General features: G+C 61.3%; 22 protein-coding genes and 1 tRNA gene. 8 read left to right on the top strand and 15 right to left on the bottom strand.

The features are described 5' to 3' along the window. Positions 1-21: 21 nt before the first annotated feature. The 6 genes from Q1A07_RS16615 to purC form a co-directional block, all read right to left on the bottom strand. Positions 22-2,742: a ribonuclease E/G gene (locus Q1A07_RS16615; protein WP_299783147.1), complete on the bottom strand. Its 2,721-nt coding sequence runs from the start codon at positions 2,740-2,742 to the stop codon at positions 22-24. Between the two features lie 479 nt (positions 2,743-3,221). After that, a complete protein-coding gene (locus Q1A07_RS16610) occupies positions 3,222-4,556 on the bottom strand; it encodes a sigma-54 dependent transcriptional regulator (protein WP_299783146.1) in 1,335 nt (444 codons plus the stop codon). 3 nt (positions 4,557-4,559) lie between these two features. Further along, positions 4,560-6,320, bottom strand: a complete 1,761-nt coding sequence (locus Q1A07_RS16605) for an ATP-binding protein (RefSeq protein WP_299783145.1) — start codon at positions 6,318-6,320, stop codon at positions 4,560-4,562. 37 nt (positions 6,321-6,357) lie between these two features. Next, positions 6,358-7,026, bottom strand: coding sequence for a phosphoribosylformylglycinamidine synthase subunit PurQ (purQ, locus tag Q1A07_RS16600; RefSeq protein ID WP_299783144.1), 669 nt, complete (start codon positions 7,024-7,026; stop codon positions 6,358-6,360). Next, a complete protein-coding gene (gene purS / locus Q1A07_RS16595) occupies positions 7,026-7,256 on the bottom strand; it encodes a phosphoribosylformylglycinamidine synthase subunit PurS (protein WP_299783143.1) in 231 nt (76 codons plus the stop codon). The genes purQ and purS overlap by 1 nt, the downstream gene beginning before the upstream one ends. 41 nt (positions 7,257-7,297) lie before the next feature. Beyond that, positions 7,298-8,059 carry a phosphoribosylaminoimidazolesuccinocarboxamide synthase gene (gene purC, locus Q1A07_RS16590; protein ID WP_299783142.1) on the bottom strand — a complete coding sequence of 254 codons (762 nt, stop codon included), beginning with the start codon at positions 8,057-8,059 and terminating at the stop codon, positions 7,298-7,300. A gap of 155 nt (positions 8,060-8,214) precedes the next feature. Here purC and Q1A07_RS16585 point away from each other — a divergent pair, with 155 nt between their 5' ends. Beyond that, positions 8,215-8,529 carry a DUF1476 domain-containing protein gene (locus Q1A07_RS16585; protein ID WP_299783141.1) on the top strand — a complete coding sequence of 105 codons (315 nt, stop codon included), beginning with the start codon at positions 8,215-8,217 and terminating at the stop codon, positions 8,527-8,529. Between the two features lie 159 nt (positions 8,530-8,688). Beyond that, entirely contained in the window at positions 8,689-9,720 is a 1,032-nt protein-coding gene (bmt, locus tag Q1A07_RS16580) for a betaine--homocysteine S-methyltransferase (protein WP_299783140.1), read from the top strand. Here the strand turns inward: bmt and Q1A07_RS16575 are convergent. Beyond that, positions 9,717-10,346, bottom strand: a complete 630-nt coding sequence (locus Q1A07_RS16575; RefSeq protein WP_299783139.1) for a TetR/AcrR family transcriptional regulator — start codon at positions 10,344-10,346, stop codon at positions 9,717-9,719. The two genes, bmt and Q1A07_RS16575, sit on opposite strands and share 4 nt — an antisense overlap. Before the next feature lie 79 nt (positions 10,347-10,425). Here Q1A07_RS16575 and Q1A07_RS16570 point away from each other — a divergent pair, with 79 nt between their 5' ends. The 4 genes from Q1A07_RS16570 to Q1A07_RS16555 all read left to right on the top strand — a co-directional run bounded on the left by Q1A07_RS16570 (position 10,426) and on the right by Q1A07_RS16555 (position 16,344). Continuing rightward, positions 10,426-11,589: an efflux RND transporter periplasmic adaptor subunit gene (locus Q1A07_RS16570; protein ID WP_299783138.1), complete on the top strand. Its 1,164-nt coding sequence runs from the start codon at positions 10,426-10,428 to the stop codon at positions 11,587-11,589. After that, the gene (locus tag Q1A07_RS16565) at positions 11,589-14,726 is read left to right on the top strand and encodes an efflux RND transporter permease subunit (RefSeq protein WP_299783137.1); all 3,138 of its coding nucleotides are present in this window, start codon (positions 11,589-11,591) and stop codon (positions 14,724-14,726) included. The genes Q1A07_RS16570 and Q1A07_RS16565 overlap by 1 nt, the downstream gene beginning before the upstream one ends. 212 nt (positions 14,727-14,938) lie before the next feature. After that, complete coding sequence (locus Q1A07_RS16560; protein WP_299783136.1) at positions 14,939-15,637, top strand: B12-binding domain-containing protein; 699 nt, start codon at positions 14,939-14,941, stop codon at positions 15,635-15,637. A 68-nt stretch (positions 15,638-15,705) separates the two neighbouring features. Next, a complete protein-coding gene (locus Q1A07_RS16555; protein ID WP_299783135.1) occupies positions 15,706-16,344 on the top strand; it encodes a DUF1638 domain-containing protein in 639 nt (212 codons plus the stop codon). 117 nt (positions 16,345-16,461) lie between these two features. Here the strand turns inward: Q1A07_RS16555 and Q1A07_RS16550 are convergent, their stop codons facing one another. Continuing rightward, positions 16,462-16,872 carry a SufE family protein gene (locus Q1A07_RS16550; RefSeq protein ID WP_299783134.1) on the bottom strand — a complete coding sequence of 137 codons (411 nt, stop codon included), beginning with the start codon at positions 16,870-16,872 and terminating at the stop codon, positions 16,462-16,464. Positions 16,873-16,995: 123 nt separating this feature from the next. On the opposite strand from Q1A07_RS16550, the gene Q1A07_RS16545 reads away from it, so the two are divergent. Beyond that, on the top strand, positions 16,996-17,508 hold the full coding sequence (locus Q1A07_RS16545) for a hypothetical protein (RefSeq protein ID WP_299783133.1): 513 nt from the start codon (positions 16,996-16,998) through the stop codon (positions 17,506-17,508). A gap of 6 nt (positions 17,509-17,514) precedes the next feature. Here the strand turns inward: Q1A07_RS16545 and rnd are convergent, their stop codons facing one another. From rnd to purM, 3 genes are all read right to left on the bottom strand, one after another. Beyond that, entirely contained in the window at positions 17,515-18,675 is a 1,161-nt protein-coding gene (rnd, locus tag Q1A07_RS16540; RefSeq protein ID WP_299783132.1) for a ribonuclease D, read from the bottom strand. Between the two features lie 97 nt (positions 18,676-18,772). Beyond that, a complete protein-coding gene (gene purN / locus Q1A07_RS16535) occupies positions 18,773-19,366 on the bottom strand; it encodes a phosphoribosylglycinamide formyltransferase (RefSeq protein ID WP_299783131.1) in 594 nt (197 codons plus the stop codon). Next, on the bottom strand, positions 19,363-20,409 hold the full coding sequence (gene purM, locus Q1A07_RS16530; protein ID WP_299783130.1) for a phosphoribosylformylglycinamidine cyclo-ligase: 1,047 nt from the start codon (positions 20,407-20,409) through the stop codon (positions 19,363-19,365). The genes purN and purM overlap by 4 nt, the downstream gene beginning before the upstream one ends. 131 nt (positions 20,410-20,540) lie before the next feature. On the opposite strand from purM, the gene Q1A07_RS16525 reads away from it, so the two are divergent. After that, positions 20,541-20,617: transfer RNA gene (locus Q1A07_RS16525), tRNA-Ile, on the top strand. 262 nt (positions 20,618-20,879) lie between these two features. On the opposite strand, the gene Q1A07_RS16520 is transcribed toward Q1A07_RS16525, so the two are convergent. From Q1A07_RS16520 to Q1A07_RS16505, 4 genes are all read right to left on the bottom strand, one after another. Further along, a complete protein-coding gene (locus Q1A07_RS16520; protein ID WP_299783129.1) occupies positions 20,880-23,600 on the bottom strand; it encodes an EAL domain-containing protein in 2,721 nt (906 codons plus the stop codon). A gap of 26 nt (positions 23,601-23,626) precedes the next feature. Then, entirely contained in the window at positions 23,627-24,481 is an 855-nt protein-coding gene (locus Q1A07_RS16515; protein WP_299783128.1) for a FecR domain-containing protein, read from the bottom strand. 210 nt (positions 24,482-24,691) lie between these two features. Next, positions 24,692-25,258, bottom strand: coding sequence for a ferric reductase-like transmembrane domain-containing protein (locus Q1A07_RS16510; protein WP_299783127.1), 567 nt, complete (start codon positions 25,256-25,258; stop codon positions 24,692-24,694). A gap of 68 nt (positions 25,259-25,326) precedes the next feature. Then, a complete protein-coding gene (locus Q1A07_RS16505) occupies positions 25,327-25,815 on the bottom strand; it encodes a twin-arginine translocation pathway signal (protein ID WP_299783126.1) in 489 nt (162 codons plus the stop codon). Positions 25,816-26,101 lie beyond the last annotated feature (286 nt).

Below are 26,101 nucleotides of genomic sequence, written 5' to 3'. Positions count from 1 at the left end.
TTGATCTTGTCTGCAGAGGGCTCAGCCGCCCAGCGACCACCATCCCTTGCGTTTCGGTTTGGCCGGTGCCGGTTCCTCGACGGGCTCGGGTGCAGCCGCAGCAGGTTCCGGTTCAGGTGCAGCTTCCGGTTCTGGCGTTGCAGCCACCGGTTCCGGCGTTGCAGCCACCGGTTCCGGCGCAACAGGCTCGGGTGCGGGGATGGGTTCAGGCGTCTCAGCCGCCGTCACCTCCTCAACAGGTTCTGCAACCGCTTCCTCAGCTTTGGGCTTCTTGGCGCGGCTCGCGCGCTTGCGCTTGGGCTTCTCGGCTGGTTTTGCCTCTTCCGCCGCCGGTTCCGCAACCTCTTCGCTGATCGTCGCATCCTCGGTCGCTGCGGCTTCGGCCTCGGCTTTTGCCTTGGATGTCCGCGAGCGCCGCTTGGGTTTGGGTTTTTCCGCCGCTGCTTCCGGGGTTGCTTCCTCAGCTTCCGCAGGTGCTTCAACGGTCTCTACGGTCGTGTCAGCGCCGTTTTTCGCAGTAGTGTCAGCGTCGTCTTGAGTCCCGGATGCCTCGTTCGCCTCAGATGTCTGGCCGTTTTCACCGCCATTCGACTTGTTTCGGCTGCGCCGCCGACGACGACGGCGGCGTTTGGGCTTGCCCTCGCCATCTCCCTCCTCGCTCCGGGTCGCTTCGGCGCCCTGCGGGGCCGGAGCCTCCTCGGTTACCACGTCCTCGTCCTCATCCGCATCCACCTGATCCATGATCGAGGTGTCTACCGACACCACATGCGCGGCAGATGCCGTGACGATGCGGGTCGCGGTCTTGAACTTCTCAAGGCTGAAATCGGGGCTGACCAGCGCCGGGTCGCCTTCGATGCGGACAGACAGACCATAACGCCCTTCGATCTGGGCGATGTGTTCGCGTTTCTGGTTCATCAGGAAGTTGGCGATGCCCACGGGCGCACGCACCAGCACCTCGCGGGAGCGCTTGCGCGTGCCCTCTTCCTCAATCTGCCGCAGGATCGACAGCGCCAGATTGTCATCGGACCGGATGAGACCCGTGCCGTGGCAGGCCTGACAGGGCTGCGTGGTGGCTTCGATCATCCCCGGGCGCAGACGCTGGCGCGACATCTCCATCAGCCCAAAGCCCGAGATGCGGCCTACCTGAATGCGGGCGCGGTCGGTTTTGAGCTTTTCCTTCATGCGTTTTTCGACGGCGGCGTTGTTCTTGCGCTCGTCCATGTCGATGAAGTCGATGACGATCAGCCCCGCAAGGTCGCGCAGACGCAGCTGGCGGGCTACCTCGTCGGCGGCCTCCAGATTGGTCTTGGTCGCGGTCTGCTCGATGGAGCCTTCCTTGGTCGCCCGGCCAGAGTTGACGTCTATGGCCACCAGCGCCTCGGTCACGCCGATCACGATATAGCCGCCCGAGGGCAATTGCACAGTCGGGTTGAACATGCCCGCCAGATAGCTTTCCACCTGATAGCGCGCAAAGAGCGGCAGGCTCTCGGTGTAGAGCTTCACGTTCTTCGCGTGGGACGGCATGATCATCTTCATGAAGTCCTTGGCGATGCGGTAGCCGCGCTCGCCCTCGACAAAGACCTCGTCGATCTCGCGGTTGTAGAGATCGCGGATCGAGCGTTTGATCAGGTCGCCCTCTTCGTAGATCTTCGCCGGCGCGATTGATTTCAGCGTCAATTCGCGGATCTGCTCCCAGAGCCGTTGCAGATATTCATAGTCGCGCTTGATCTCCGCCTTGGTGCGTTTCGCCCCGGCGGTCCGCACGATGAGCCCGGCGCCTTCCGGCACCTCGATCTCATTGGCGATTTCCTTGAGCTTCTTGCGGTCGGCGGCATTGGTGATCTTGCGGGAAATCCCGCCCCCACGCGCTGTGTTGGGCATCAGCACACAGTACCGACCGGCCAGCGACAGATAGGTGGTCAGTGCTGCCCCCTTGTTGCCGCGCTCTTCCTTGACGACCTGCACCAGCAGAATCTGACGGACCTTGATGACTTCCTGAATCTTGTAGCGGCGCGGGCGCGGTTTACGCGCGGGCCTGATATCTTCCTGGTCATCGTCATCCGCCACGGATTCGATGCTGTCATCCTTGGCCGAGGCGTCGGATTTACGTTTCGGCGCGTCATCCTCGTCATCATCACTGTCGTCGGCGCTCTCCGCCGCGTTCTCGCCGTCTGCTTCGGCGGGCGCGTCGTCCGCTTCCGCGGACACGGCGTCTTCGGGCGTATCTTCGGGTTCCTCAACAGGCGTTTCCGGCACCCGCTCCATCGGAGACGTGCCTTCCTCGTCGTCCAGATCAATGGTCTGCATCCCGTCGATCTGGTCGGATTCCACATCCTTGGTCGCGGTTGCGTCATCGCTGACGGCCTCAGCGGCCTTTGCCTTGGACCGGCTCCGGCTGCGCGAGCGGCGTTTGGGCTTGTCGTCTTCGTCTTCCTTGGCCTTCTGCGCTTCGGCATAGGCGCGTTCTTCTTCCATCAGCGCCTGACGGTCCGCGACCGGGATCTGATAGTAGTCAGGGTGAATTTCCGAGAACGCCAGGAAACCATGCCGATTGCCGCCATAGTCGACAAAGGCCGCCTGCAGCGACGGCTCGACCCGGGTTACTTTTGCGAGATAGATATTGCCAGCAAGCTGGCGCTTGTTTTCGGATTCAAAATCGAACTCCTCGACCTTGTTTCCGTCCACCACCACGACGCGGGTTTCCTCCGCGTGGGTGGCATCGATAAGCATTTTCTTAGCCATATTTCCAAATTGCACAGCCATGACCGCGCCAACCCAGGCGGATCAGCGAGATATGGGATGTGTCTTGTCAGGGCGATCAGGGACGCGTGCAGGGCCTGACCCAGTGGGGCCAAGGCGGTTCTGCTCAATGCATCGGCGCGCGTCATCGCGTTTCTTCTCCGACACGGGCACGACGAAGCGGCCTCGTATCCATTATATACTGCGTGTTTGGGGCCCTCTGGCCTTGACCACGTCAGCGGTTCGTTGGCCGTTTCCGGCCCAATCGGTCTGCAACGGAGGTGCGATACGTCCCACACAGGCGTCCATTGCAGCGAATCTCATCCAAAGGTTGCACGCGGTATCGCGGCGCACCTTCGTCACTCTAGATAATGCGACTGTACGATAAAACACAATGGGCAATCTACAGGCCGGACCGCAAAACGAACCTAGCCTGCAGATTCTACGCAATTTTTCGCGAGATCAGCGGAAAACGGCAGCCCTCAAAGATAGTCGGACCGCTGCAACCCGTATTTGGCCATTTTCTCGTTCAACGTGCGGCGTGGCAGGCATAATTCCTCCATCACGCTGGCGATAGAGCCGCGGTGGCGGCGCATGGTATTGTCGATCAGCATCCGCTCGAAGGCTTCAACATATTCCTTCAGTGGCTTGCCTTCGGTGGTCATCACCGGTTGCATGTCCTCGTGATCGTTCATCAGCAGCGACGCGATGGTCCCGGAGCCACGCCGCGATTGCAGCACCGCGCGTTCCGCCACGTTGATCAGCTGGCGTACGTTGCCCGGCCACGGCGCCTGCAGCAGTTGCGCGGCCTCCTGTGCGGAGACCTGCGGCGCATCACAGCCATATTCGTCCGAAAACTGCTCAGAAAGCCGCGTGAACAGTGTCAGAATATCCTCGCCACGCTGCCTGAGCGGCGGCACGGTGATGCGCAAAGCCGCAAGACGGTAAAAGAGATCGGCCCGCAAGGCATCCTCGGACGTACGGCCTGCCTCCTGCAGGTTGGAGATGGCCACAATCCGCGTTTCCGCCGGGGCCCCCTGCTCGTTGATCACGCTCAGCAACCGCGCCTGCAGGGTTTCGGTCAGCGCTTCGATGTCTTCCAGCACCAGCGTGCCGCCCCGCGCTTCTTCAATCGCGGGCAGCTGCGCGTCTTCCGGGTTCATGGGGCCAAAGAGCCGTTTGCTCAGCGCCTCTTCCTCGTAGGCGCCACAGCTCACCAGCACGAACTTCTTGCCCGCACGACTGCCAACGGCATGCAGCGCATGGGCCACCAGCGTCTTGCCGGTCCCGGTTTCGCCGTCGATCAGCACATGACCATCGGCCTGCCCCAGATCGAGAATATCCTCACGCAGCCGCTCCATGACCGGGCTCTGCCCGATGAGCTTTTTCATCAACTGGCCGCCATCCGACAACTCACGCCGCAAGGCGCGGTTGTCCATGACCAGACGCCGCGCACCAGTGGCCTTCTTGGCCAGCTCGTTCATCCGGTCAGGGTTGAACGGCTTTTCGAGGAAATCAAACGCGCCCACGCGCATCGCCTCCACCGCCATCGGCACATCCCCGTGCCCTGTGATCATAATTACCGGCAAGGCACTGTCATTGCCCATCAGCTTTTTCAGGAACTGCATCCCATCCATACCCGGCATCTTGATGTCGGAGATCACGATACCGGGATAATCCGGGCCCAGAACCTTGAGCGCATCCTCGGCGCTGCCAAAGGTTTCGGTATCATATCCGGATAACGCCAGCCATTGGCTGATCGATTGCCGCATGTCCTGTTCATCATCCACAATTGCGATTTTCATGGCTTGTGTCATGGCTTACTCCGCCGCTTGTGTACTGTGGTCGCTGCCTAATATTGGTAGCTGCATTTCAAAAACTGCGCCGCCGGCCTGTCCGTTCCGCGCTGTTAACCTTCCACCTAGGTCGTTAACGATACCAGACGAGATGGCAAGGCCCAGCCCCACCCCATCTCCGGCCTGTTTCGTGGTGTAAAAGGGTTCGAACAATTGGTCGAGGTCTTCGATACCGGGCCCGTTATCGCGCACGGTCAGGGTCGCCGTCTCACCCGCCGATAACAGGATATCCACCTTGGGACTCTGCTCCGACTTGGTGGCGTCAATAGCATTGCGCAACAGGTTCACCATGACCTGCTCAATGCGCAACCGGTCGCCCATCACCCGCACGGGCGTATCGGGGATGATGCGCGAAATCTGGACGTGCCGCTGGCGCAGCTGCGGCTCCATCATCGACAGGGCGGAGGCGAGCGCATCGCCCATGTCCACTGGGGAAAACGCCTCTTGCCCCTTGCGCGCATAAGACTTGAGCTGGCGGGTGATTCCGCCCATCCGCTCGATCAGATCGTCAATGCGTCCAAAAGACGAAAGCGCCTCTTCCTGCCGGTTACGTCGCAAGAGCAGCCGCGCCCCGGCGAGGTAGGTTTTCATCGCCGCCAAAGGCTGATTGAGCTCATGGCTCACGGCGGCGGACATCTCGCCCAAGGCCGCGAGTTTACTCGATTGTTCCAGCGTCTGCTCAGCCACGGCGAGCGTTTCCTGCACCCGTTTTCGCTCGGCGATTTCCCGCTGCAGCGCCACGTTCAGTGTCCGCAACTCGGCAGATTCCCGCTGAAACAGCGCCATGCGCAATGCGGTCCGACGGCTCAGTGCATAGAAGCTGAGCGCCAGAAGAATCGCAAATCCCATGATTTCCAAGGCCAGCACGCCGTTCACCCGCTCGCGCACGCTCGCATAGGTGGTGAAGCTCGCCATGCGCCATCCCCGGAAGGGAATGCGCGTCTCCAGCCGCATCACCGCCTCGCCCTGCAGATAGGCGTCGGGCGGCAGCTGGGTCCAGTCCGCGGTCGCCTGAATGGCGCGCTGAATTGCATTTTCCGGCGTGTGACGTACCAGCGCTTCTTCCTCGGTGCGCCCCTGCCAGCGCGGCTCCGTCGTCAGGATGATCGTACCGGTGCTGTCGGTGACGATCACCGCATCCGAAATCCCGGCCCAGGCACGTCCGAATTTCTGCAAATCCACCTCAACCACGATCACGCCCAGCACATCAGACCCCGATTGCACCCGGCGCGAATAGAAAAACCCGTACCCGCCCGTTTCACGCTCAGCCACCGTGAAAATCGTGGCGCTCGCCCGGATCGCATCGACAAAATAGGCCTCCGGGCGGTGACTTGATCCCAACCTGTTGCGATCAGTGGCCGCCACCGTGCGCCCGTCGATATCGAGCAGCATTAGAGAAGCCGCCCCGATCTCTTCCACGAAGGAAATCAACCGGCGGGTCGATGCCGTGTAATCCGCGGAATTCAGCGCCCCGATCAGCTCCGCATCCCGCGCCAGCAACTGCGGCACAATCGCGTTCTGTCGAAGCTCCGACAGCAGGTTCCCGCTGTAAAGCGCCAACCGCAATTCGGCACGGTTCCGCGTGCTTTCTGTAAAGCGATCCGTCAGCAGCTTGTTGGTGACCGAAACCACGGCAACGGCCAGCAGCAGCAGCACGGCCAACGCCACGCGCACACGCCAGTTGATGGCGCGGGTCTGGGGATCAGGATCGGTGGCAGTTTCCATGCAGCGAGACTACGCGAAAGCGCAACACCGGCTCAAGTCACGCTTTGACAAGCGCTCCGGCCAATGCGCGGAAGAGCGCCTGCCCATCGGTGCCGCCATGCCCCGCATCCGCGGCGCGTTCCGGATGCGGCATCATGCCCAGCACCCGCCGGTTTTCCGACAGGATACCGGCGATATCCGCGCGCGCGCCATTCGGATTATTCATATAGGAAAACGCAACGCGGCCCTCGCCCTGCAGCCGCGCAATCGTCTCGTCATCGGCAAAATAATTGCCATCATGATGCGCAATCGGAATGTCGATGACGTCCCCCGCATTGTAACCTTCGGTATAGACGGATTGCGACGTTTCCACTTTCAGACCAACGGTTTGGCAGATGTACTTCAATCCCGCGTTGCGCAACAGCACCCCCGGCAACAACCCGGTCTCCGTCAAGACCTGGAACCCGTTGCACACGCCCAGCGCATACCCCCCGCGCTCGGCATGGGCCGCCACCGACCGGCAAATCGGCGAATTGGCCGCAATAGCGCCACACCGCAGGTAATCCCCAAAGGAAAACCCACCCGGAATACCGACGATATCAACGCCCTGCGGCAGGCTGCTGTCCTTGTGCCAGACCATGCTGACCCTGGCGCCCGCCGCCTCGAAAGCCACGGCCAGATCGCGGTCACAGTTCGATCCCGGAAAGACAATCACCGCCGCGTGCATCAGCCCATCTCCACCGAATAGGATTCGATCACCGTGTTGGCGAGCAGTTTTTCACACATCGCCGTCACGTCTGCCTCGGTCGCACCCTCATCGAGATCAAGCTCGATGACCTTGCCCTGACGTACCCCCTGAACACTGTCAAAGCCCAACGCCCCGAGCGCGTGACGCACCGCTTCACCCTGCGGATCCAGCACGCCGTTCTTCAGCATGATATGCACGGTTGCTTTCATAATCTGCCCTTCATTGTTCTTCAAATATGCCTGCCCGACGCTCAATTGATCAGGGTCGGCTTCGTGATGGGTTGCGCGTTCTTCGGCATGACCCCAAGCCGCCGCGCCACTTCCGTGTAGGCATCCTTGAGATCGCCCAGATCCCGGCGGAACACATCCTTGTCCAGCTTCTCACCGGTCTCGATGTCCCACAGCCGGCAACTGTCCGGGCTGATCTCATCCGCCACGATCAGGCGTTGAAAATCGCCGTCAAAGACACGGCCGACCTCGATCTTGAAGTCCACAAGCCGAATGCCCACGGCCATCATTACGCCCGACAGGAAATCATTCACCCGCAGCGCGAGGCTGAGGATATCATCCATGTCCTGCTGGCTGGCCCAGCCAAAAGCTGCGATATGCTCCTCGGTCACCAGCGGATCGCCCAATGAATCGTCCTTGTAGCAGTATTCGACAATCGGCCGCGGCAGCTGCGTACCTTCGTCAATACCCAGCCGTTTCGACATGGTGCCTGCCGCATAGTTACGCACGATGATTTCCAACGGCACGATCTCGACACTGCGCACCAGCTGCTCGCGCATATTTAGCCGCTTGATGAAGTGATTGGGCACGCCGATCTGGCCCAGGCCGGTCATGAAAAATTCCGACAGGCGGTTGTTGAGCACGCCCTTGCCTTCGATCACCGCTTTCTTTTCTGCGTTGAATGCGGTGGCGTCATCCTTGAAGTACTGCACAATGGTGCCGGGCTCCGGGCCTTCATATAGAATTTTTGCTTTGCCTTCGTAGATTTTCTTGCGCCGGGCCATGGGCGTCCTTTCCCCCGCGGGCCGCGACAATCACGACCTCGTTGCGCCCCTCTTAGTGGAAGCCCCGCGTTGCTGCAAGCCAGCGTCCCTTGCGCAAAGCGCGCCAAGCCCGCATATCTGTCGTAACACCAACCCGTTCATCAGGAGACCGGCCCATGACAACCTTTGACGACCGCGAAAATGCTTTTGAAAACAAATATGCCCATGACGCGGAAATGCAGTTCAAGGCGGAAGCCAGACGCAACAAACTACTCGGGCTCTGGGCGGCGGAGCTGCTGGGCAAATCCGGGGACGAGGCCGCCGAATACGCCAAGGAAGTCGTGAAATCCGATTTCGAAGAGGCCGGTGACGAAGACGTCTATCGCAAAGTCTCCGGCGATCTCGGCTCGAAGGCGGATGAAACCACGATCCGTACCAAGATGATCGAGCTGATGGCTGAGGCAAAAGCCCAGCTGATGCAGGAAATCTGACTTTTAATTCAACACCTTCTTCCTGACCGGTGGCATAGCACCCGGTCAGGGAACCACCCCGGACATCTTAGCAGCCTCATAACCAAGATGAATAATATGAGTTTGCCTTGAGATGGCGTTCATGACACAGCAGGCCTCTGACTATCCGCGAGGCGCGCCATGACCAATCCCATGATGAAACTGCTGCACGAAAAATGCACCCTGCTGGCCGACGGCGCCACGGGCACCAATCTCTTCAACATGGGTCTGATGTCCGGCGATGCGCCGGAGCTTTGGAACACGGATGAGCCACAAAAGATCAAAACGCTGTACAAAGGCGCGGTCGATGCGGGCAGCGATCTTTTCCTGACCAATTCCTTTGGCGCAAATGCCTCCCGCCTGAAACTGCACGGCGCGGAAAAGCGCGTGCACGAACTGGCCCGCGTCTCCGCCGAAATCGGGCGTGAGGTGGCAGATACCGCCGGGCGCACGGTGATTGTCGCAGGGTCCGTGGGCCCCACCGGCGAGATCATGGAGCCCGTCGGCACACTCAGCCACGCGCTGGCCGTCGAAATGTTTCATGAGGCCGCAGACGGGCTGAAGTCCGGCGGCGCGGACCTCGGTTGGCTGGAAACGATCAGCGCGCCGGAAGAATACCGCGCCGCTGCCGAAGGCTTTGCCCTCGCCGGGCTCGACTGGGCCGGCACCATGAGTTTTGACACCGCCGGGCGCACCATGATGGGCCTGACCAGCGCGGATATGGTGAAAATGGTGGATGATCTGGGCGATCATGCGCCGCTGGCCTTTGGCGCCAATTGCGGCACCGGCGCCTCTGACCTTTTGCGCACGATCCTCGGGTTCGCCGCTCAGGGCCCGGAACGTCCTGTGATCGCCAAGGGCAACGCGGGCATCCCCAAATACGTCGATGGCCACATCCACTACGACGGCACGCCGGAGCTGATGGCCGATTACGCGGTAATGGCGCGGGCCTGTGGGGCCAGCATCATCGGCGGGTGCTGCGGCACCATGCCGGACCACCTGCGCCAAATGCGCGAGGCGCTCGACACCCGCACGATGGATCACCCGCCCGCGCTCGAAGAGATCGTAGATCGTCTGGGGGCCTTTTCCTCGCAAAGCGATGGCACCGGTGACGATGAAGCCCCGGCCCGCCGCACGTCTCGCCGCCGCCGCGCGGCAAGCTCCGCCAGTTAAGGGCGCGCCGAGGCGTCCAGCACCGCGCTTGTAACAGCCATCAGGAAATCCCAGTCGTCTAGGCCCTGCGCTTCATCGATGTTCTTCTTGTCGATGCTCAGGAACGCGTGACCATGCACGCTGGTCCACAGAATATAGGCTGACAGCACCGCCGCCTGTTCCGAGGCCCCCTCTCCCAGGCACGCACCACAGGCTGTTTCCACGATCTCGCGGCAGTCCTGCCCCTTGCGCTGGATGCAATCGTCGTCCTCATGCCCCTCGGTCAGGCCGAACATCAGCCGGAAGATCCCCGGTTCTGCCTTGGCAAAATCGATATAGGCCTGACCGATTCCCGCAACCGCCTCGTAAGTTCCGACCGCATATTGGTCTCGTCCCCGGGCCATCTGCACCGCCAGCCGGTCCATCGCGTCGGAGACCAGCGCATTCAGCAGATCGGTCCGATCCTTGAAATGCTTGTAGGGGGCAGCGGTGCTGACCCCGGCCCGCCGTGCGGCCTCGGCGACAGAAAATCCTTCCGGACCATGCACTTCCACCAGATCGCGCACCACGACCAGCAACTGCTCGCGCAGGTCGCCGTGGTGATATGTCGTGCGCTGATCCGGCAGTGTGTCGTGAGAATCTGACAAAAAACGCTCCTTTGAGCTTGATAAAGTTAGAGTCTATAACATATGTAAGCGATACTTACTTCGCAAGTGAGGACATCGCATGACCGTGACCACCGTACCGCAAAAACCTGTCTGGCGCCGCATTCTACGTCACGGGATCACCCTCGTCTTCACGCTTTTGCTGATCGGCCTCGCAATTGGCCTCATGGTGCTGGGTCAGGGCGTACTGGCGGATCGTGCATCCGCTGTCACACCGCCCGAGGCAACAACGCCCATGCAGGTGCAAACGGCGCGCCTGAAGCTGGAAGACGGCTACAGCGTCGCGCGGCATTTCCCCGGACAGATCGAGGCAGGCCAGCGCACCACCATGGCCTTTGAACAGGGCGGCACAGTTGCCCTGCTGGCCGTGGATGAAGGCGACCGGGTATCGCCCGGCACCGTGGTCGCCCGTCTGGACACGCGGCTGGTAGAAGCGGAACAAACCCGGCTGCAGGCCACCCGGCGCGCGCTGGAGGCGCAGGCCGAACTGGCCCGACGCACCACGAACCGCCAGACGGAACTGCGCGACCGTGGGTTCGCCTCCGCCCAGGCGGTGGACAATGTGGCGCTGCAGCTGGCGGAGCTTGAGGCCCGCATCGCCGAAATTGACGCAAGCCTCGTCTCGGTGACCCTGCAATTGGAAAAATCCGAGTTGCGCGCGCCGTTCGAGGCGACCATTGCCGCACGCATGGTCGATACCGGCGGCGCGGTGGGGGCCGGTCAGGCGATCCTGTCGCTGGTCGAAACAGGCGGGCAGCAGTTCCGCGTGGGTCTGACCCCGGATATCGTCGGGGCCCTGTCGCAAACAACGAAATTCGAGGCACTCTTTGACGGAGAGAAATACCCTTTGGTGCTCGATTCCGTGCTGCCTGAACTCGATAGCGCCACGCGCACGCGCACGGTATTGCTAAACTTCACCGGTGACGATCTGCCCCCCCTGCGCGACACCGGCACCCTTGTGCTGCGTCAGCAGGTTGCCGAACGCGGCGCCTGGGTGCCGCTCTCGGCGCTGCAGGATGCGCCGCGCGGCCTCTGGCGGCTGTTGACGCTGCCGAAGGCCGACGGCACGACGCAGGTCGGCAGCGAAGCGGTTGAAGTGCTCTTCTCCGACGGCGCACGCGCCTATGTGCGCGGCACCTTCGAGGATGGCACAGCCTTTGTCACCGATGGCCCGCACCGCGTGGTCAAAGGCCAGACCGTCCAGATCGCCGGCGAGGCAGGCTGATGGAAACGCTCACCTTTCGCGAACCCCGTGTCGTCGCCCTTGCCCTTCTGGTGATCATTGCGGCCGGTCTGTCGGCGTTGCTGGCGATCGGGCGGCAGGAGGACCCGACCATCACCAACCTCTTTGCCACGATCACCACCGCCTACCCCGGCGCGGATCCGGCCCGCGTCGAAACCCTCGTCACTGCGGAAATCGAGGATGAGCTGCGTGAAATCCCGGAGGTGGACGAGATCAACTCCACCTCCGCCACCGGCATCTCCATTGTGCAGGTCGATCTGCTGGACACGCTGGCGGATGACCGGATCGAGCAGGTCTGGTCGGAAATCCGGGATGCGCTCGGCGATGCCGAGGCCGAGTTCCCGCAAGGCGTTCTGACCCCAGAGTTTTCCTCGGATGGCGCGGGCACATATGGAGCCATCATCGCCCTCTCCGCCGACCACGCAGACGTGCCCCTGACCATCATGGGCCGCTATGCGGAGACCCTGGCCGATGCGCTGCGCAGCACCTCCGGCACGAAACAGGTCGAAACCTTCGGCGCCCCGGAAGAAGAGGTGCTGGTCACCCTCGACCCGGTGAAGTCCGCGGCCCTAGGGTTGAGCGCCGATGATGTGTCCGCCGCGATCACACGGGCCGACAGCAAGGGTCAGGCGGGCCGGTTGCGCAGCCTTGATAACGAGCTGATCATCGACATCGAGGGCGACATTACCGCGCTTGACCGGGTGCGCGAGATGATCGTGCGCGAAGGCCCGGGTGGCCAGGTGACGCGCGTGGCCGATATCGCGGAGATCAGCCGGGGCCCCCGCCTGCCGCTGGCCGAACAGGCGCTGCACAATGGCGCGCCCGCCGTGCTGGTCGCCGCCAAGCTCGAAGACGGGTTGCAGGTCGACGTCTGGATGGCGCGGGTTGTCGGCGCTTTGGAGGCCTTCCAGCAAGACGTGCCCGACAGCATCACCGCCGAACTGATCTTTGATCAGAGCCGCTATACCGCCGACCGTCTGGCCGAGGTGGGCGGTAATATGGCCATCGGGGTCGCGCTGGTGGTGGGCGTGCTGCTGATCACCATGGGCGTGCGCGCCGCGTTGATCGTGGCGCTGATCCTGCCGCTGGTGTCGCTGGCCACGCTGGCCACGATGAACGTGATCGGTCTGGCCATTCACCAGATGTCGGTCACCGGGCTGATCGTGGCGCTGGGTCTGCTGGTCGACGCGGGCATCGTGATGACCGACGAGGTCGGCCAGCGCATTGCCAAGGGCCAGAAACGCATCGTGGCCGTCCGCGGTGCCGTGCGGCGCCTCTTTGCCCCTCTCTTTGCCTCCACGGTCACGACCGCCTTGTCCTTCACCCCGATGATCCTGCTGCCGGGCCCCGCTGGAGACTTTGTCGGCTCCATCGCCATCGCCGTTGTCACCATGCTGCTGTGGTCCTTTGTCGTGGCCGTGACCCTGACCCCTGCGATTGCCGGATGGGCCATGCCTGCTGCCGAAAAAAGCAGCCTGCTGTCCTCCGGCCTGAAAATCCCCGCGCTTTCCAATACCTTCGCCGCAACCCTGCGGTGGGCCGTGCGCAACCCCGTCCGCTCCGTCGCTTTTGCCCTTGTGCTGCCGGTGCTGGGCTTCATGTCCATGCCGCTGCTGACGGCACAGTTTTTCCCCGGCGTGGACCGCGATCAGTTCCATATCGAAGTGGACCTGCGCCCCGGTGCCGCCATCGGCCAGACCGCGCAGGTGGTGGACCGCCTTGATGCCCTGTTGCGGGACGCACCGGAAACCCGGCAGGTCTCCTGGGTCATCGGGAAATCCGCCCCCGCCTTCTACTACAACATGGCTGGCGGGCGCGACAACGCCGCGCGCTTTGCCGAAGCGCTGGTGACGACCACCTCGCCCGAGGCCACTGAAACGCTGATCGCGCGGCTGGAACGCACTATCGACAGGACCGCGCCCGAAGCACAGGTGCTGGTGCGCGGGCTGGTTCAGGGACCGCCTGTGGATGCACCGGTCGAGCTGCGCATCGTCGGCGCCGATCTGGATCGTTTGCGTGAAATCGGCGCGGAGATGCGCCGGATCGTGGCGGATGTGGATATGGTCACCCTTGCCCGGGGCACGGTGACCACCGGCGCGCCGGAGGTCAGCATCGACGTTGACGAGGCCAAGGCCCGCCAGCTCGGGCTGGAGCTTGCCAATGTGTCCCGGCAGCTTGAGGCAGGTCTTGAAGGGGTCGCGGGCGGCTCCCTGCTCGAAGGCCCCGAAGAGCTGCCCGTGCGTGTTCGTTTTGGCGATGCCACACGCGGCGACCTGACGGCGATTGCCGATATGACAATTCTGCCATCTAACGCCGCCACCCTGTCGCAAAACGGCAGCTTTCCGGGCGTGCCGCTCTCTGCCATCGCTGACATCTCGCTGACCCCAAGCGAGCCGATCATCACCCGGCGCAACGCGGAACGGGTGAACACCATCCAGGCCTTCATCCTACGCGATGTCCTGCCCGAAGAGGCGCTGGTGCAGGTGCAGGCGGCGCTGGAGGCCGAAGGCTTTGCCCTGCCCGCCGGATACCGGCTTGAGATCGGCGGCGACAGCGACGCGCGTGCGGAGACGATGGGCAATCTGCTGGCGTCGCTGGGGCTGATCGTGACCCTCTCCATCGCCGCCATCGTGATGACCTTCAACTCCTTCCGCCTCTCCGCCATCGCCCTTGTGGTCAGCGTACTCTCTGCCGGGCTCAGCATTCTGGCGCTGGCCGTGCTCCAATACCCCTTTGGCATCAACGCGATCATCGGGGTCATCGGCTCCATCGGCGTGTCGATCAACGCGGCCATCATCATCATGACCGGACTGCGGGACGATCCCGGTGCGCGTGCGGGCGATGTGGAGGCGATGGTCAAGGTGCTCATGGGTTCCAGCCGCCACATCATCAGCACGACGATCACCACCTTCGGGGGCTTCCTGCCACTGATCCTCGCAGGCGGTGGCTTCTGGCCACCCTTCGCGATGTCCGTCGCGGGCGGCGTGCTGCTCTCCACCGTGGTGTCGTTCTACTTCACCCCACCGATGTTCGCGCTGCTCTATGCGCGGCGGGGCGGCCGGAAAACGCGTCGCGCCGAGGCGCAACCTGCGCTCAATCTGGTGCATGCGGCGGAGTAACCCGCGCTTAACCACTATATCTTTATGAAAAGATTTCGAACGCTTCGGACATCCTGACGCTTGTGCAGGCCTCTGTTTGCGCGGTAAATTTCGCGTCACAGAGTCGCACACCGTTACCTTCGTGTCGTAATCTGGACAGTCGGTGCAATCCGATCTGTCACAAAAGACGAAAGATCATAACCGCAGCTCTTGCGACGCATTAGGAAATGTCAATGTCGGACGAAGACGAAATCATCCTCGCGGAACTGGACGACGAAGAGCTTGTCCAACAGATGTTCGACGACCTCTACGACGGTCTCAAAGAAGAGATCGAAGAGGCCGTGAACATCCTGCTGGAACGCGGATGGCAGCCCTACGATATCCTGACCAAGGCGCTGGTCGGCGGCATGACCATCGTGGGCCATGATTTCCGCGACGGTATCCTCTTCGTGCCCGAAGTGCTTCTGGCGGCGAACGCGATGAAGGGTGGCATGGCCATCCTCAAACCCCTGCTGGCCGAAACCGGCGCCCCCCGTGTGGGCAAGATGGTCATCGGCACGGTCAAGGGCGACATCCACGACATCGGCAAGAACCTCGTCGGCATGATGATGGAAGGCGCCGGGTTCGAGGTGGTCGATCTGGGGATCAACAACGCCGTGGAAGCCTATCTTGAGGCCATGGAAAGAGAAGGCCCGGATATTCTGGGCATGTCCGCCCTGCTGACCACCACGATGCCCTACATGAAGGTCGTGATTGATACGATGGTGGAACAGGGCATTCGCGATGACTATATCGTGCTCGTCGGGGGCGCGCCGCTCAACGAGGAATTCGGCAAGGCCATCGGTGCGGACGCCTACTGCCGCGACGCCGCCGTGGCGGTGGAGACCGCAAAGGAATGGGTTGGCCGCAAGCACAACCAGAAATCCGCCTGATCGCAGGACCATGAGACATGCGGCCTGCGTCGGGAACCCGGTGCAGGCCGTTTTCGTGAAGGGCAACCATGCAGGACCTGAGTGACAGCAAACTGACAGAAACAGGACTGCCGCTCGAGCACCAGCGCGGCAAGGTGCTGCTGATCGCCTGCGGTGCCCTGGCGCGGGAAATCCTTGATCTGAAACAGGCAAACGGCTGGACCCATCTGGACCTCACTTGCCTGCCCGCCAAATACCACCTCTACCCCGAAAAAATCACCCAGGCCGTCCGCGAGACGGTGGCCAAACATGCCGATGATTATGACACGATCTTCGTGGTCTATGCCGATTGCGGCACCGGCGGGTTGCTGGAAGCGGCCTGCGCCGAAATAGGCGTGGAGATGGTCGCAGGCCCGCATTGCTATGCCTTCTTCGAGGGCAATGATCGTTTTGCGAAGCAGAGCGAAACCGAAATCACCACCTTTTACCTGACCGACTTTCTCGTCCGCCAGTTCGACGCCTTTGTCATCAAACCCATGGGCCTCGACCGACACCCGGACCTGCGCGACATGTATTTCGGCAACTACGAAAAACTGGTCTATCAGGCCCAGACCGACGATCCGGCGCTCACCGAAAAGGCCCGCGCCTGTGCCGAGAGACTTGGTCTGACCTTCGAACGCCGGTTCACAGGGTACGGTGAGTTGGAAACGAGTCTCGCCAATCTCTGACTGTCACCGCCAAATTCCGGATGGAATTTGAAAAACATCGTGTCGCACCGAAGGTGCGTCTATTTGGGTAACACGCCGCAGGCGCGCCCCTTTGCTGAAAGGCTGCTCTGTCAGCGTTCAGGAGGCAGCAGCAGACACGCTGCGAATGCGCTCGATCATCGCGCGCAAGCCATTCGATCTCTGCGCCGAGAGATGATCGTTCAGCCCCAGACGCTCCATTTCCTGGCGCGCATCCACGCTCAGAACGGCGTCCAGCGGCAACCCGTTGTAGAGCTTGCGCAGAACGGCAATCAACCCGTTCACGATCATCGCGTCGCTCTCCCCGTCGAAATGCAGCACACCGCCGTCGGTGACCGCATGCAGCCAGACCTGGCTGGCGCAGCCCTCCACCTTGGTCGCAGGCACTTTCAGGGCCGCATCCAGCGGCGCCATCCCCTTGCCCTCTTCGATCACCAGGCGGTAGCGATCTTCCCAATCGTCCAGGAACTCGAAATCTTCGACCAGTTCTTCAAATTCTGCCTGTGCCATCACCGTCCTCGCTTATCGTTCCTGAGGTAAGGCGCGCATTGCCAAAGGTCCAGCCGCCTTGGCGCTTTTCAACGCGCATCAGATGAGATAATCGGGGAAGAACAAGAATTGATGGCAGGCCCCATGCGCAAGACAGTTTCCGTCCTTCTGGTCTCGACCCTGATCCTTTCCGCATGCGGCAGCATCCGTGACAGCCGGGTCAACCCGTTCAACTGGTTCGGGCGCGGCGAACCCGCGCCGGTCGCCGCGTCGGCCGAGAACACCAACCCGCTCATCCCCACACGCGAGGGTCTCTTCTCTTCGAACAGAGAAAGATCCTATGCCGGCCAGCCGATTGATACGGTCAGCGATCTGACCGTTGAACGTGTCCCGGGTGGTGCAATCATCCGTGCAACCGGTGTTGCCGCCGTTCAGGGCGTCTATGATGTGCGGCTGATCCCGACCAATGAGGACGAGGCGGTCGTCGATGGTGTCCTCTCCTACAGTCTCCAGGGCCTGCAGCGGGGTGGCACCGCTCAGGGCGCCCCGGTGACACGCGAAGTAACCGTTGCCCGCAAGGTCACCAATCAGACGCTTTCCGGCGCCCGCACCATCCGGGTCGAAGCTGTCCGCAACGCGCTACAATCACGCAGGTAACCCCGCTCAGTCGAGCGCTATGATCCGCACGTCGGACCCGTCGGCGGCCAGCGCGATCTTACCCTCGCAGAGACGTAAGGCATCCGCGCCGAACACCTCCTTGCGCCAGCCTTGCAGGGCCGCGACGTCCCGCAGGCCCGCCGCAATGGCATCCAGCTCTGAGGCCGGAGCAATCAGTTTCGCCGCAACGCCAGCGCTCTCTGTCTTGGCCTTAAGCAGCACGCGCAGCAGATCGGCCAACGCCGGGTTAACCTGCAGCTTCTCCCGCGACCGGTCCGGTTGGGGCATCTTGTCGGGCGGACAATTCACCCCGTCAGCCACGGCGTTGAGGATACCTTCGGCGATATCTCCGCGCCGCGCCTCGCGCAGCAACAACCGCGCACGGCCAAGTTCTTCGGCGTTTTTGGGCTTGTTGGAGGCCAGCTCCACCAGCGCATCGTCTTTATAGACGCGGTTGCGGGGGATGTTGCGCTCTTGCGCGTGGCGTTCGCGAAAACCGGCCAGTTCCCGCACGACAGCGAGAAACTTGGGCGAATTCGTCCGCGTTTTCACCCGCCGCCAGGCCTCTTCCGGGGTCACGATATAGGTGTCGGGGCTGGTCAGAACCTTCAGCTCCTCCTGGACCCAACGGCTACGCCCGGTTTCTTCCAGCTTGGCGGCAAGGAACTCGTAGATCTCGCGCAGATGGGTCACATCCGCCAACGCATAGGTCTTTTGCGCCGCCGTCAGCGGACGGCGGGACCAGTCGGTAAACCGCGATGTCTTGTCGAGCGGCTTTTTCGCAATCCGGCGGACAAGCGTTTCATAGCCCACCTGCTCGCCAAAGCCGCAGACCATGGCCGCCACCTGCGTGTCAAAGAGCGGCTCCGGAAAGACCTGCGCATCCACATAGAAGATTTCCAGATCCTGACGTGCGGCGTGAAACACCTTGACCACGGAGGTATCCCGAAAGAGCGCGTAGAGCGGCTCCAGCGACAGCCCCTCGGCCAGCGGATCGACCAGCACCGCCGTGCTGTCATCCGTGCCGGGCATGGCCAGCTGGATCAGGCAGAGCTTTGAGTAGTAAGTGCGTTCGCGCAAAAACTCGGTATCGACGGTCACATAGTCATGGCCGGCCGCCTCTGTGCAAAAGGCCGCCAGTTCCGCAGTCGTGGTGAGTGTTTTCATTCGGGCGTTTCTTTTTCTTAATGATCGTCAATAATACCCAGTCACCAATCTGTTACACGAGGCGCGGGACTTTGACCAGAACCGCATATCCGGGCACCTAGCGCAACAGGATCGGGCGTTTATCGCCACGGGCAAAGCGCTCCAGAACCGCGGGGTAGAGCCGGTGTTCCTGCACCAGCACACGGGCAGAGAGTGTGTCGATCGTGTCCCCCGGCTGCACTGGCACCTCCGCCTGCCCCAGGATCGGGCCGTCATCCAGCGCCGGGGTCACCTCATGCACCGTGCATCCGTGCAAATGGTCGCCCGCTTCCAGCGCCCGGGCATGGGTGTGGAGCCCCTTGTACTTCGGCAGCAGCGAGGGATGGATGTTCAGCATATGCCCGCGCCAGGGATCGACAAAACCTGCCGTCAGCTTGCGCATGAACCCGGCCAAACAGATGATATCCGGTGCGTGATGGGCAAGCGCGCCGGTAATGGCGTGTTCAAAGGCATCGCGGTCGCCCTTGAAAGGCTGGTGCCGCACCACTTCGGTGGGCACGCCGCGCGCCTCGGCCAGTTCCAACCCTTTGGCAGAGGGATCATTCGACAGCACAACACAGGGCCGCGCCGGGTGATCCCCGTGCATACTGTCGAGCAGCTTGACCATGTTGGAGCCGCTGCCGGAAATGAAAATCGCCACCCGTTTGGTCAAAGCAACGCGCCCTGATACTGCACGCCTGCTTTGTCCGTCACCGTACCGACACGGGTCACCGTTTCGCCCTGCTCGGTCAGCAGGACCGTCAGGTCCTCGGCGCGCTCGGGTGCAACCACGAGGATCATGCCCAGCCCGCAATTGAAGGTCTTGAGCATCTCCGCTTCAGCCATGCCGCCGGTCCGTGCCATCCAGTCAAAAACCGGCGGCAGGCTCCAGCTGTTCAGATAAATCTGCGCGCCCAGATCCTCTGACAAGACCCGCGGCAGGTTCTCGGTCAGACCGCCGCCCGTGATATGCGCCAGCGCATGCACGCCCCCTGCCCGGATCGCCATCAGCACGGGCCGCACGTAAAGCCGCGTTGGTGTCAGCAGCTCTGCCCCCAAGGACCGATCCGCCCACGGGCAGGCGTCTTCCCACGAGAGCCCGGAAAGATCGACCAGCTTGCGCACCAGACTGTAGCCATTGGAATGCACACCGTCGGAGGCGAGGCCAAGCAGCACATCGCCGGAAGCAACCTCCATTGGCAGGTCCTGCCCGCGTTCCATGGCACCTACGGAAAAGCCTGCCAGATCGAAATCCCCGGCGGGATACATGCCCGGCATTTCTGCCGTTTCACCGCCAATCAGGGCACAGCCGGCCCGCTCACACCCAAGCGCGATACCTTCGATGATGCGCGCCGCCTGATCGGTGTCCAGCGCGCCGGTCGCGAAATAGTCGAGGAAAAACAATGGCTCCGCGCCCTGACAGACCAGATCGTTTACACACATTGCCACCAGATCGACACCCACACCGTCCACGTGGCCGGTGTCAATGGCAATGCGCAGCTTGGTCCCGACCCCATCGGTCGCCGCCACAAGGATCGGGTCCTGATACCCCGCCCCCTTGAGATCGAAAAGCGCGCCAAACCCGCCCAGCCCGGCCATCACACCTGGGCGGTTCGTGCGCTTTGCCGCCGGCTTGATACGGTCCACAAGCGCGTTGCCCGCATCAATGTCCACACCTGCATCCGCATAGGTGATCCCGTTTTTTGGCAGTGTCATGACAGGGTCCCTTGCGCCGCTGATTTGATGCATCGGGGGTTAGAGCATTCGCCGCGCGCATGCAATGTCTGGAGCGCGCCATCCGGCCTCTTGACGCGGGCAACAGTGCGGCTTACCCACGAGGTCATGGCGGGCCTGTAGCTCAATTGGTTAGAGCAGAGCGCTCATAACGCTTTGGTTGCGGGTTCAAGTCCTGCCGGGCCTACCACATCTTTTGAAATCAATGACTTATCCGCCAGGTGGGAAACTCTCTTTCCGGTGAAACCTATCGGCAGTCGAGGAATCTTTCCCAGGTCCACGCAGTCGGAACACCGGCATGTGTTGCAGGGCCTTCCAAATACTCGTCCATCTGTTGAACTCACCTACAAATTCCACTGCGGGACCGAAATTCATCCGAACGCGCAGAAAACAGAATTTGCGAAAACACAGACGGCGTGCGCCAGTTCTCACGCGGTTTTGCTGTGTGGATTTCAAGAACCGGTTTGCGGGTCGCTTCCTTTGCCAAATTCTTCTCGTCCCGCATAGCCGGTAAAGTCGGAAAACGGCATTGGCTTTCCAAAGAGATAGCCTTGAGCTTCTGCGTAGTGATGCGTTTTGAGAAAGGAGAGATGTTCTTCGGTCTCCACGCCTTCGCACAAGAGTGTCATCCCCAAGCCGCGGCAAAGATCGCTTATCGCCGAAAGGATTGGTTCGGCCGAAGGGTCGGTGCCAAGACCAAACATAAAGGACTTGTCTACCTTGAGTTTGTCGATTGGAAGCTTGGAAAGATATCCTAGGGACGAGTATCCCGTTCCGAAATCATCCAAGGCCCAGCTTATGCCGCGAAACTGGATGTCGCGCATTTTTTCCACCAAGTCGCCCGTCCCGTCGAACAGGACGGTTTCGGTGAGTTCCAGGCATAGACGCGATGCTGGAAAGCCAGTGTCCTTGAGGAGCTTGTTGACGTCACCGACAATACTGTCGCCGGTTATCTGAACACCAGATACATTGACGGCGATGCCCAAAGCGCCAGGCAGCGCCAGAGTATCCAGCATTGCCCTTTCCAGGACCCATGCCCCAAGTTCGTTGATGAAACCTGTCGATTCCGCGATCTCGATGAATTCGTCCGGGAATACTTGGCCAAGCTGTTCCGATTTCCAGCGCAAAAGCGCTTCGGAGCCAACCAGTTTCAGATCCTCTAGGCGATGCTGCGGCTGGTACCAAACTTCGAACTCTTCCCGGTCGAGCGCCCGCCCCATGGCACGCTCGATCTCCCTGGAGCGAAACTGGGTGCGAGACAGGACAGGATCATAGGATCGGGGCTCACCGTCGCCCGAAAGCCGCGCAGCGTCGAGCGCCTCCTCCGCATGGGACAACGCCTCCGTGGCAGCAAAGCTTGCGTCCGGAACCACCTGACAGTACCCGAGATTTACGCCGATGCGCGCATTGGCCTTTTCCAACGCATAGGGGCTTGCGACAATCTCGCAAAGGCGGCGCGCAAAGGTCGCGGCCAGCGCATCGTCCGTCTCAAACTCAGTGAAACATGCGAAGGTGTCTCCGCCCAGCCGCGCGGGAGCCGAGATGTTCAGTCCGGCCTCCTCCAGGCGCTTCACCACGTGCTGCAAAAGTGCGTCTCCCACGTCGCGGCCCAGCACGACGTTGATCGTTTTAAATCGACTGAGGTTGAAAACGAAAACAGCAAAGGGCTCTCCCGCCTCTGCGCGCAGGCTCATGAAATCCAGCAGGACGCTGCGCCGCAGCGCGCCCGTGAGCGCGTCGTAACTGGACAGATATGCGATTTCACGCTCCTGTTCCTTTAACTTCGTGACATCGCGCATCGACAGGGTAGCGATCCGCAGAGTTCTTTCCTTCACGCCTTCAAAAGAAACTGTCCGTGAGGGGGCAACGGTGTATTCCAGATGAAGCGAGACGCCACCGGAGAGACTTTCGTACTTTCGAACGGTTTGCTCGCAGCCTTTTTCCATCGCGGCGAGCGCGTGCTCCTTGAGCCGACCGGGCAGCCGGAGCTGACCTCCCTCGTCAACGCCAAAGAGGCCGGCCGCAGTATCACTATGCATCTGAACCGCACCGGTCTCGTCTACGACAGCAATGGCATCAAAGCTGTCGTCAAATACTTGCCGCAACAGCGCCGAGGTGTTTGCGACTTCCTGTCGTTGGCGGTTGATAATCCAACCATTCAGCTTCAGCCGCCACAAAAGAGACCAACTGCAAAAAGCGAGCAGGCTCGGATAAAGGACCCCGGTTGGGACGACAACAGCACGTGTCGCGAAGAGCCCGAATGCCGCCGCCTCAGTGCCAACAAGCGTGAGGATTGCTGCGGTTATCAGTGTGGAAGGTCTCCGAAGCAAGGGAGTTTGCAAGAGCAACAGAAACGCCAAGAGAGCCAGCAAAACCCACTCCACAGCCAGCGTTACGGGCACCACGCCGGCGGCCAGCGTCTCTGCCGCAAGGATATGCAAAAGAGGTCCCGGAATGATCCCATGCACCGGCACAGCAAAAAGATCACCCAATTCGATGGCGAAAGCGCCTACGACGACGGATCGGCCCGCGATCATACCCGGGTCGAACCGGCCTGTCGCGACGTCGGCTGCCGAAACAGCCGGTACACTGTCAGGTCGAAACGCAAAATTGATGGGAAAACTGCCCGACCGTTCCGAGAATGTGCCCGTGAGAACGGCGGCGGCGGCGGGAATGTAGTCACCGTTAATCGTGTCACCGAAGGGGTAGAAGCGGACCGCCCCTTGCCGGTCACTGAACACGTTGACCAAGGCGGGCCAACTCCGTTCTGCAAAAAGTGTCAGTGGCCGGTTCGTCGTTTGTTCATTGTCGCCCGTGCGTCCGGCTTGTCGGAACACAGGCAGATATGCGCTTCCGGATCGATCCAGAGCATTGGCAAAAGCCAGGTCACCTGCAGGATCGGACGGGAACGCGAAATCGACATCAAAAAGAACGTCTAGGGCACCGGCATCGGCCAGATTGTCGAGGATATCCGCGTGCACCTGACGTGACCAAGGCCATGCTCCGATTGACTGAATAGACGCTGCATCGATGGCGACAAAGATAAAATCACCCGAGGCCGTGCGCTCTGTATTTGCAGCGCGGAAATCCTCCAGGCGGTCGTTCAAAACCCAAAAATAGTCTCCGCGGTCAGCAAGAAAGACTGCGGCGACTATCAAATGCGCGACGAGCACATGGCGTAGAACGACGGCAGGACGAGTCAGTTTCCGCCTCCATTGTCATTTCCGTTCCCATTGTTTCCGTTGCCGTTTCCACCACCGTTACCGTTCCCGCCGCCGTTGCCGTTCCCGCCGCCGTTGCCGTTTCCACCACCGTTACCGTTCCCGCCGCCGTTGCCGTTCCCGCCGCCGTTGCCGTTTCCATTGTTTCCTTTGTTTTTTGCGGCCGACGCCCCAAAAGCGTTGCCATTGGCAAGCCCTGTCGCACTCGCATTTCGGGCCGCACTCCGCGTCGCAGCGGGTGCTTGGCGCAACTCCAGACTGAAAGTATTCGGGGAGCCTGGAACTCGGCTGGTCACATCCGCCGCGGACACGTTCAGCGATCGACCGTTTGAAACCGCCTGGCGCCCGGCATCGACATCGACACTACGCCCGTCGCTACGCACCTCAACGACACCCTTGTCCACGCGCACCGAAGCGCTTTCCTCGTCGGTGATCACTTCCAAAACGGTGCCCTTAATCACAGCTGCGAGGTGCGGTGTCACAACGCTGGTGCGTTTCCGGTCCTGAGTTTTAACGGAAAGGAAAACCGAGCCTCGTTGATGTGTGACCTGCGTGGTTTGACCCGTTGGTTGAGACACTGACACCGCGGCAAGTGTGTTGGCGCGGTAGATGATGCGTTCCGCGCCCCGTCCCACGATGGCCCGACTGCGGGCACCGGTTCTGATCCATGTCCCGCTGACAAGATCAGCACCGTTCCTGGCCCGGCTCCACGTTTTTCCGTCAACTGAAATGCGGACATTCCCGTCAGTGCGCTGCAGCACCCAACCCTCTGCAGCCGCGGTCAAACTCCAGACAACGAAAAGCAAAGCAGCGAAAAACAGTCGGGAAACCATGTCTGATCCTCTCTCAAAAACGTCATCTTCTTGCTGGAAAAGCGTAAAGAAATTCGGAATTGAGTTCCTATAGAAGCCCGGTTGGTTACCGCCATGTTACCCGGCATCAGTCGAAGCAAGATCATGTAGGTACATTTGATGTCGTGCATGCTTTTGCAGTCAGCCACCATTTGCGGTCGCATACTCAGGCCGTTACGGTTGTCTCTTGGATCAGCCTCGGCGCGGTGTCGATCTGAGGGTCAGTCTTCCAAAGCGGATCAGCACCGGGATGGCCGCCGCCAGGACCAGCACAGAGAGCACGACCTTGGTGACCTCTTCCATTGTGCCTTCGATCAGCACGGCGTGCACGACAGTACCGATCAAGATGACGACGACCAACCCCAGATGGATACGACGCCAGTCACGCGGTCGCAGACGCACCCGTTTGCGAAACATCGCCAGCAACGTGGTGGCAAGGACAGCCCACATGGCAATCACGCCCCAGGCGGAAAAGGGGGTTGCCGAGACAAAAAGAAGGGCATCAACCACATCTGGCGGGCTCGTGATCCAGAGCCCGCCAACGTGGATGATCACCGCAACAGCCAGACATCCACCGATCCATTGATGCATGCGCCGCCCGCCCAGCCCGGAAAAGCCAGGCAGGTATCCGGCAATCAGCAGAGGCTGCAGGAGCATGAGTGCCATGCCAATGACGCCCGCAAACCCCGCCACGATGTAAATCGGTTCACGCCATGCAAGCAGCGGGCTGGTCGAAGCGGCGGCAAGCGGAACGACCATGGCGGCCGCAACCGCACTCCACACAAGCACCGCATGAAATCGTTTGACAGATTGACCCGCCAATTGGCTCAGGCCGCGACCAGAACGAAATGCGCTTCAAGGCTGGTGTCCGAGGCGCTGGACATTACCGGGCGCAGGAAGACGGTTTCAAAGTCACCGCTGTCATAGGCCAGATGGCCGTGCGGCTGGCCAAAGGCCGGGACGATCTGCGGCATCTCCAGGCGAAACGCGCCTTGTGCGTTGGTCAGCGTGGCGCCGTGGCTCTGCGGGTCCCGCTCGTGCCCCTCGGTTGTATGCGCCCAGATCTGGATGCGCTGACCTTCAAGCGGCGCCTCATCACCAGCCCGACGCACGGTGCCGGTCATCCAGAACCCGCCACCACCGATTTTATCGACGATGGGCGCATCGGGGCGGTAGTTGTTTGAGCCGCCGCGCATCGATCGCGTAGGTTCGAGACCCTTGGCGCGCGCAGGAGACAAGAGCCCGGGGATACCGGTCGCCATCACCGAAGTGCCCGCAACAATAAGACTGCGCCGCGTTAGACGTATTCTGGTCATTCGGATTTCTCCTGATTGATCTGCAACATCTGGAGTGCTTGGGACGAATTGCAAGTGAACCAACCTGATGTGGCATCACCTCGACGAAATTTATCAGACGCAAACCGCGGAATAAACCTTTCCCACAGTTTTGTGATGCGGCCTCCGTCCGGAACACCCATTGATTGCCACCCTCATCCAGCGATGCAGCATCACCATTTGCAGTTCCGGGGGCTGATCCAAGGCCCGCACTCACCGCCGCGCCTCCCCTTCTCCATGCCGCGCACCTCGTGCGTCGGGTGGATCG

Source organism: uncultured Roseobacter sp. (genome assembly GCF_947492555.1).
Classification (GTDB): domain Bacteria; phylum Pseudomonadota; class Alphaproteobacteria; order Rhodobacterales; family Rhodobacteraceae; genus Roseobacter.
The sequence above is the reverse complement of the archived record's forward strand: the minus strand, read 5'-3'. Positions and strand labels throughout refer to the sequence as shown.

Coding starts and splice junctions, on each gene's coding strand:
- Q1A07_RS16615 (WP_299783147.1), bottom strand. CDS start 2,742: ATGGCTAAGAAAATGCTTATCGATGCCACCCACGCGGAGGAAACCCGC.
- Q1A07_RS16610 (WP_299783146.1), bottom strand. CDS start 4,556: ATGACACAAGCCATGAAAATCGCAATTGTGGATGATGAACAGGACATG.
- Q1A07_RS16605 (WP_299783145.1), bottom strand. CDS start 6,320: ATGGAAACTGCCACCGATCCTGATCCCCAGACCCGCGCCATCAACTGG.
- purQ (WP_299783144.1), bottom strand. CDS start 7,026: ATGCACGCGGCGGTGATTGTCTTTCCGGGATCGAACTGTGACCGCGAT.
- purS (WP_299783143.1), bottom strand. CDS start 7,256: ATGAAAGCAACCGTGCATATCATGCTGAAGAACGGCGTGCTGGATCCG.
- purC (WP_299783142.1), bottom strand. CDS start 8,059: ATGGCCCGGCGCAAGAAAATCTACGAAGGCAAAGCAAAAATTCTATAT.
- Q1A07_RS16585 (WP_299783141.1), top strand. CDS start 8,215: ATGACAACCTTTGACGACCGCGAAAATGCTTTTGAAAACAAATATGCC.
- bmt (WP_299783140.1), top strand. CDS start 8,689: ATGACCAATCCCATGATGAAACTGCTGCACGAAAAATGCACCCTGCTG.
- Q1A07_RS16570 (WP_299783138.1), top strand. CDS start 10,426: ATGACCGTGACCACCGTACCGCAAAAACCTGTCTGGCGCCGCATTCTA.
- Q1A07_RS16565 (WP_299783137.1), top strand. CDS start 11,589: ATGGAAACGCTCACCTTTCGCGAACCCCGTGTCGTCGCCCTTGCCCTT.
- Q1A07_RS16560 (WP_299783136.1), top strand. CDS start 14,939: ATGTCGGACGAAGACGAAATCATCCTCGCGGAACTGGACGACGAAGAG.
- Q1A07_RS16555 (WP_299783135.1), top strand. CDS start 15,706: ATGCAGGACCTGAGTGACAGCAAACTGACAGAAACAGGACTGCCGCTC.
- Q1A07_RS16550 (WP_299783134.1), bottom strand. CDS start 16,872: ATGGCACAGGCAGAATTTGAAGAACTGGTCGAAGATTTCGAGTTCCTG.
- Q1A07_RS16545 (WP_299783133.1), top strand. CDS start 16,996: ATGCGCAAGACAGTTTCCGTCCTTCTGGTCTCGACCCTGATCCTTTCC.
- rnd (WP_299783132.1), bottom strand. CDS start 18,675: ATGAAAACACTCACCACGACTGCGGAACTGGCGGCCTTTTGCACAGAG.
- purM (WP_299783130.1), bottom strand. CDS start 20,409: ATGACACTGCCAAAAAACGGGATCACCTATGCGGATGCAGGTGTGGAC.
- Q1A07_RS16515 (WP_299783128.1), bottom strand. CDS start 24,481: ATGGTTTCCCGACTGTTTTTCGCTGCTTTGCTTTTCGTTGTCTGGAGT.
- Q1A07_RS16510 (WP_299783127.1), bottom strand. CDS start 25,258: ATGGTCGTTCCGCTTGCCGCCGCTTCGACCAGCCCGCTGCTTGCATGG.
- Q1A07_RS16505 (WP_299783126.1), bottom strand. CDS start 25,815: ATGACCAGAATACGTCTAACGCGGCGCAGTCTTATTGTTGCGGGCACT.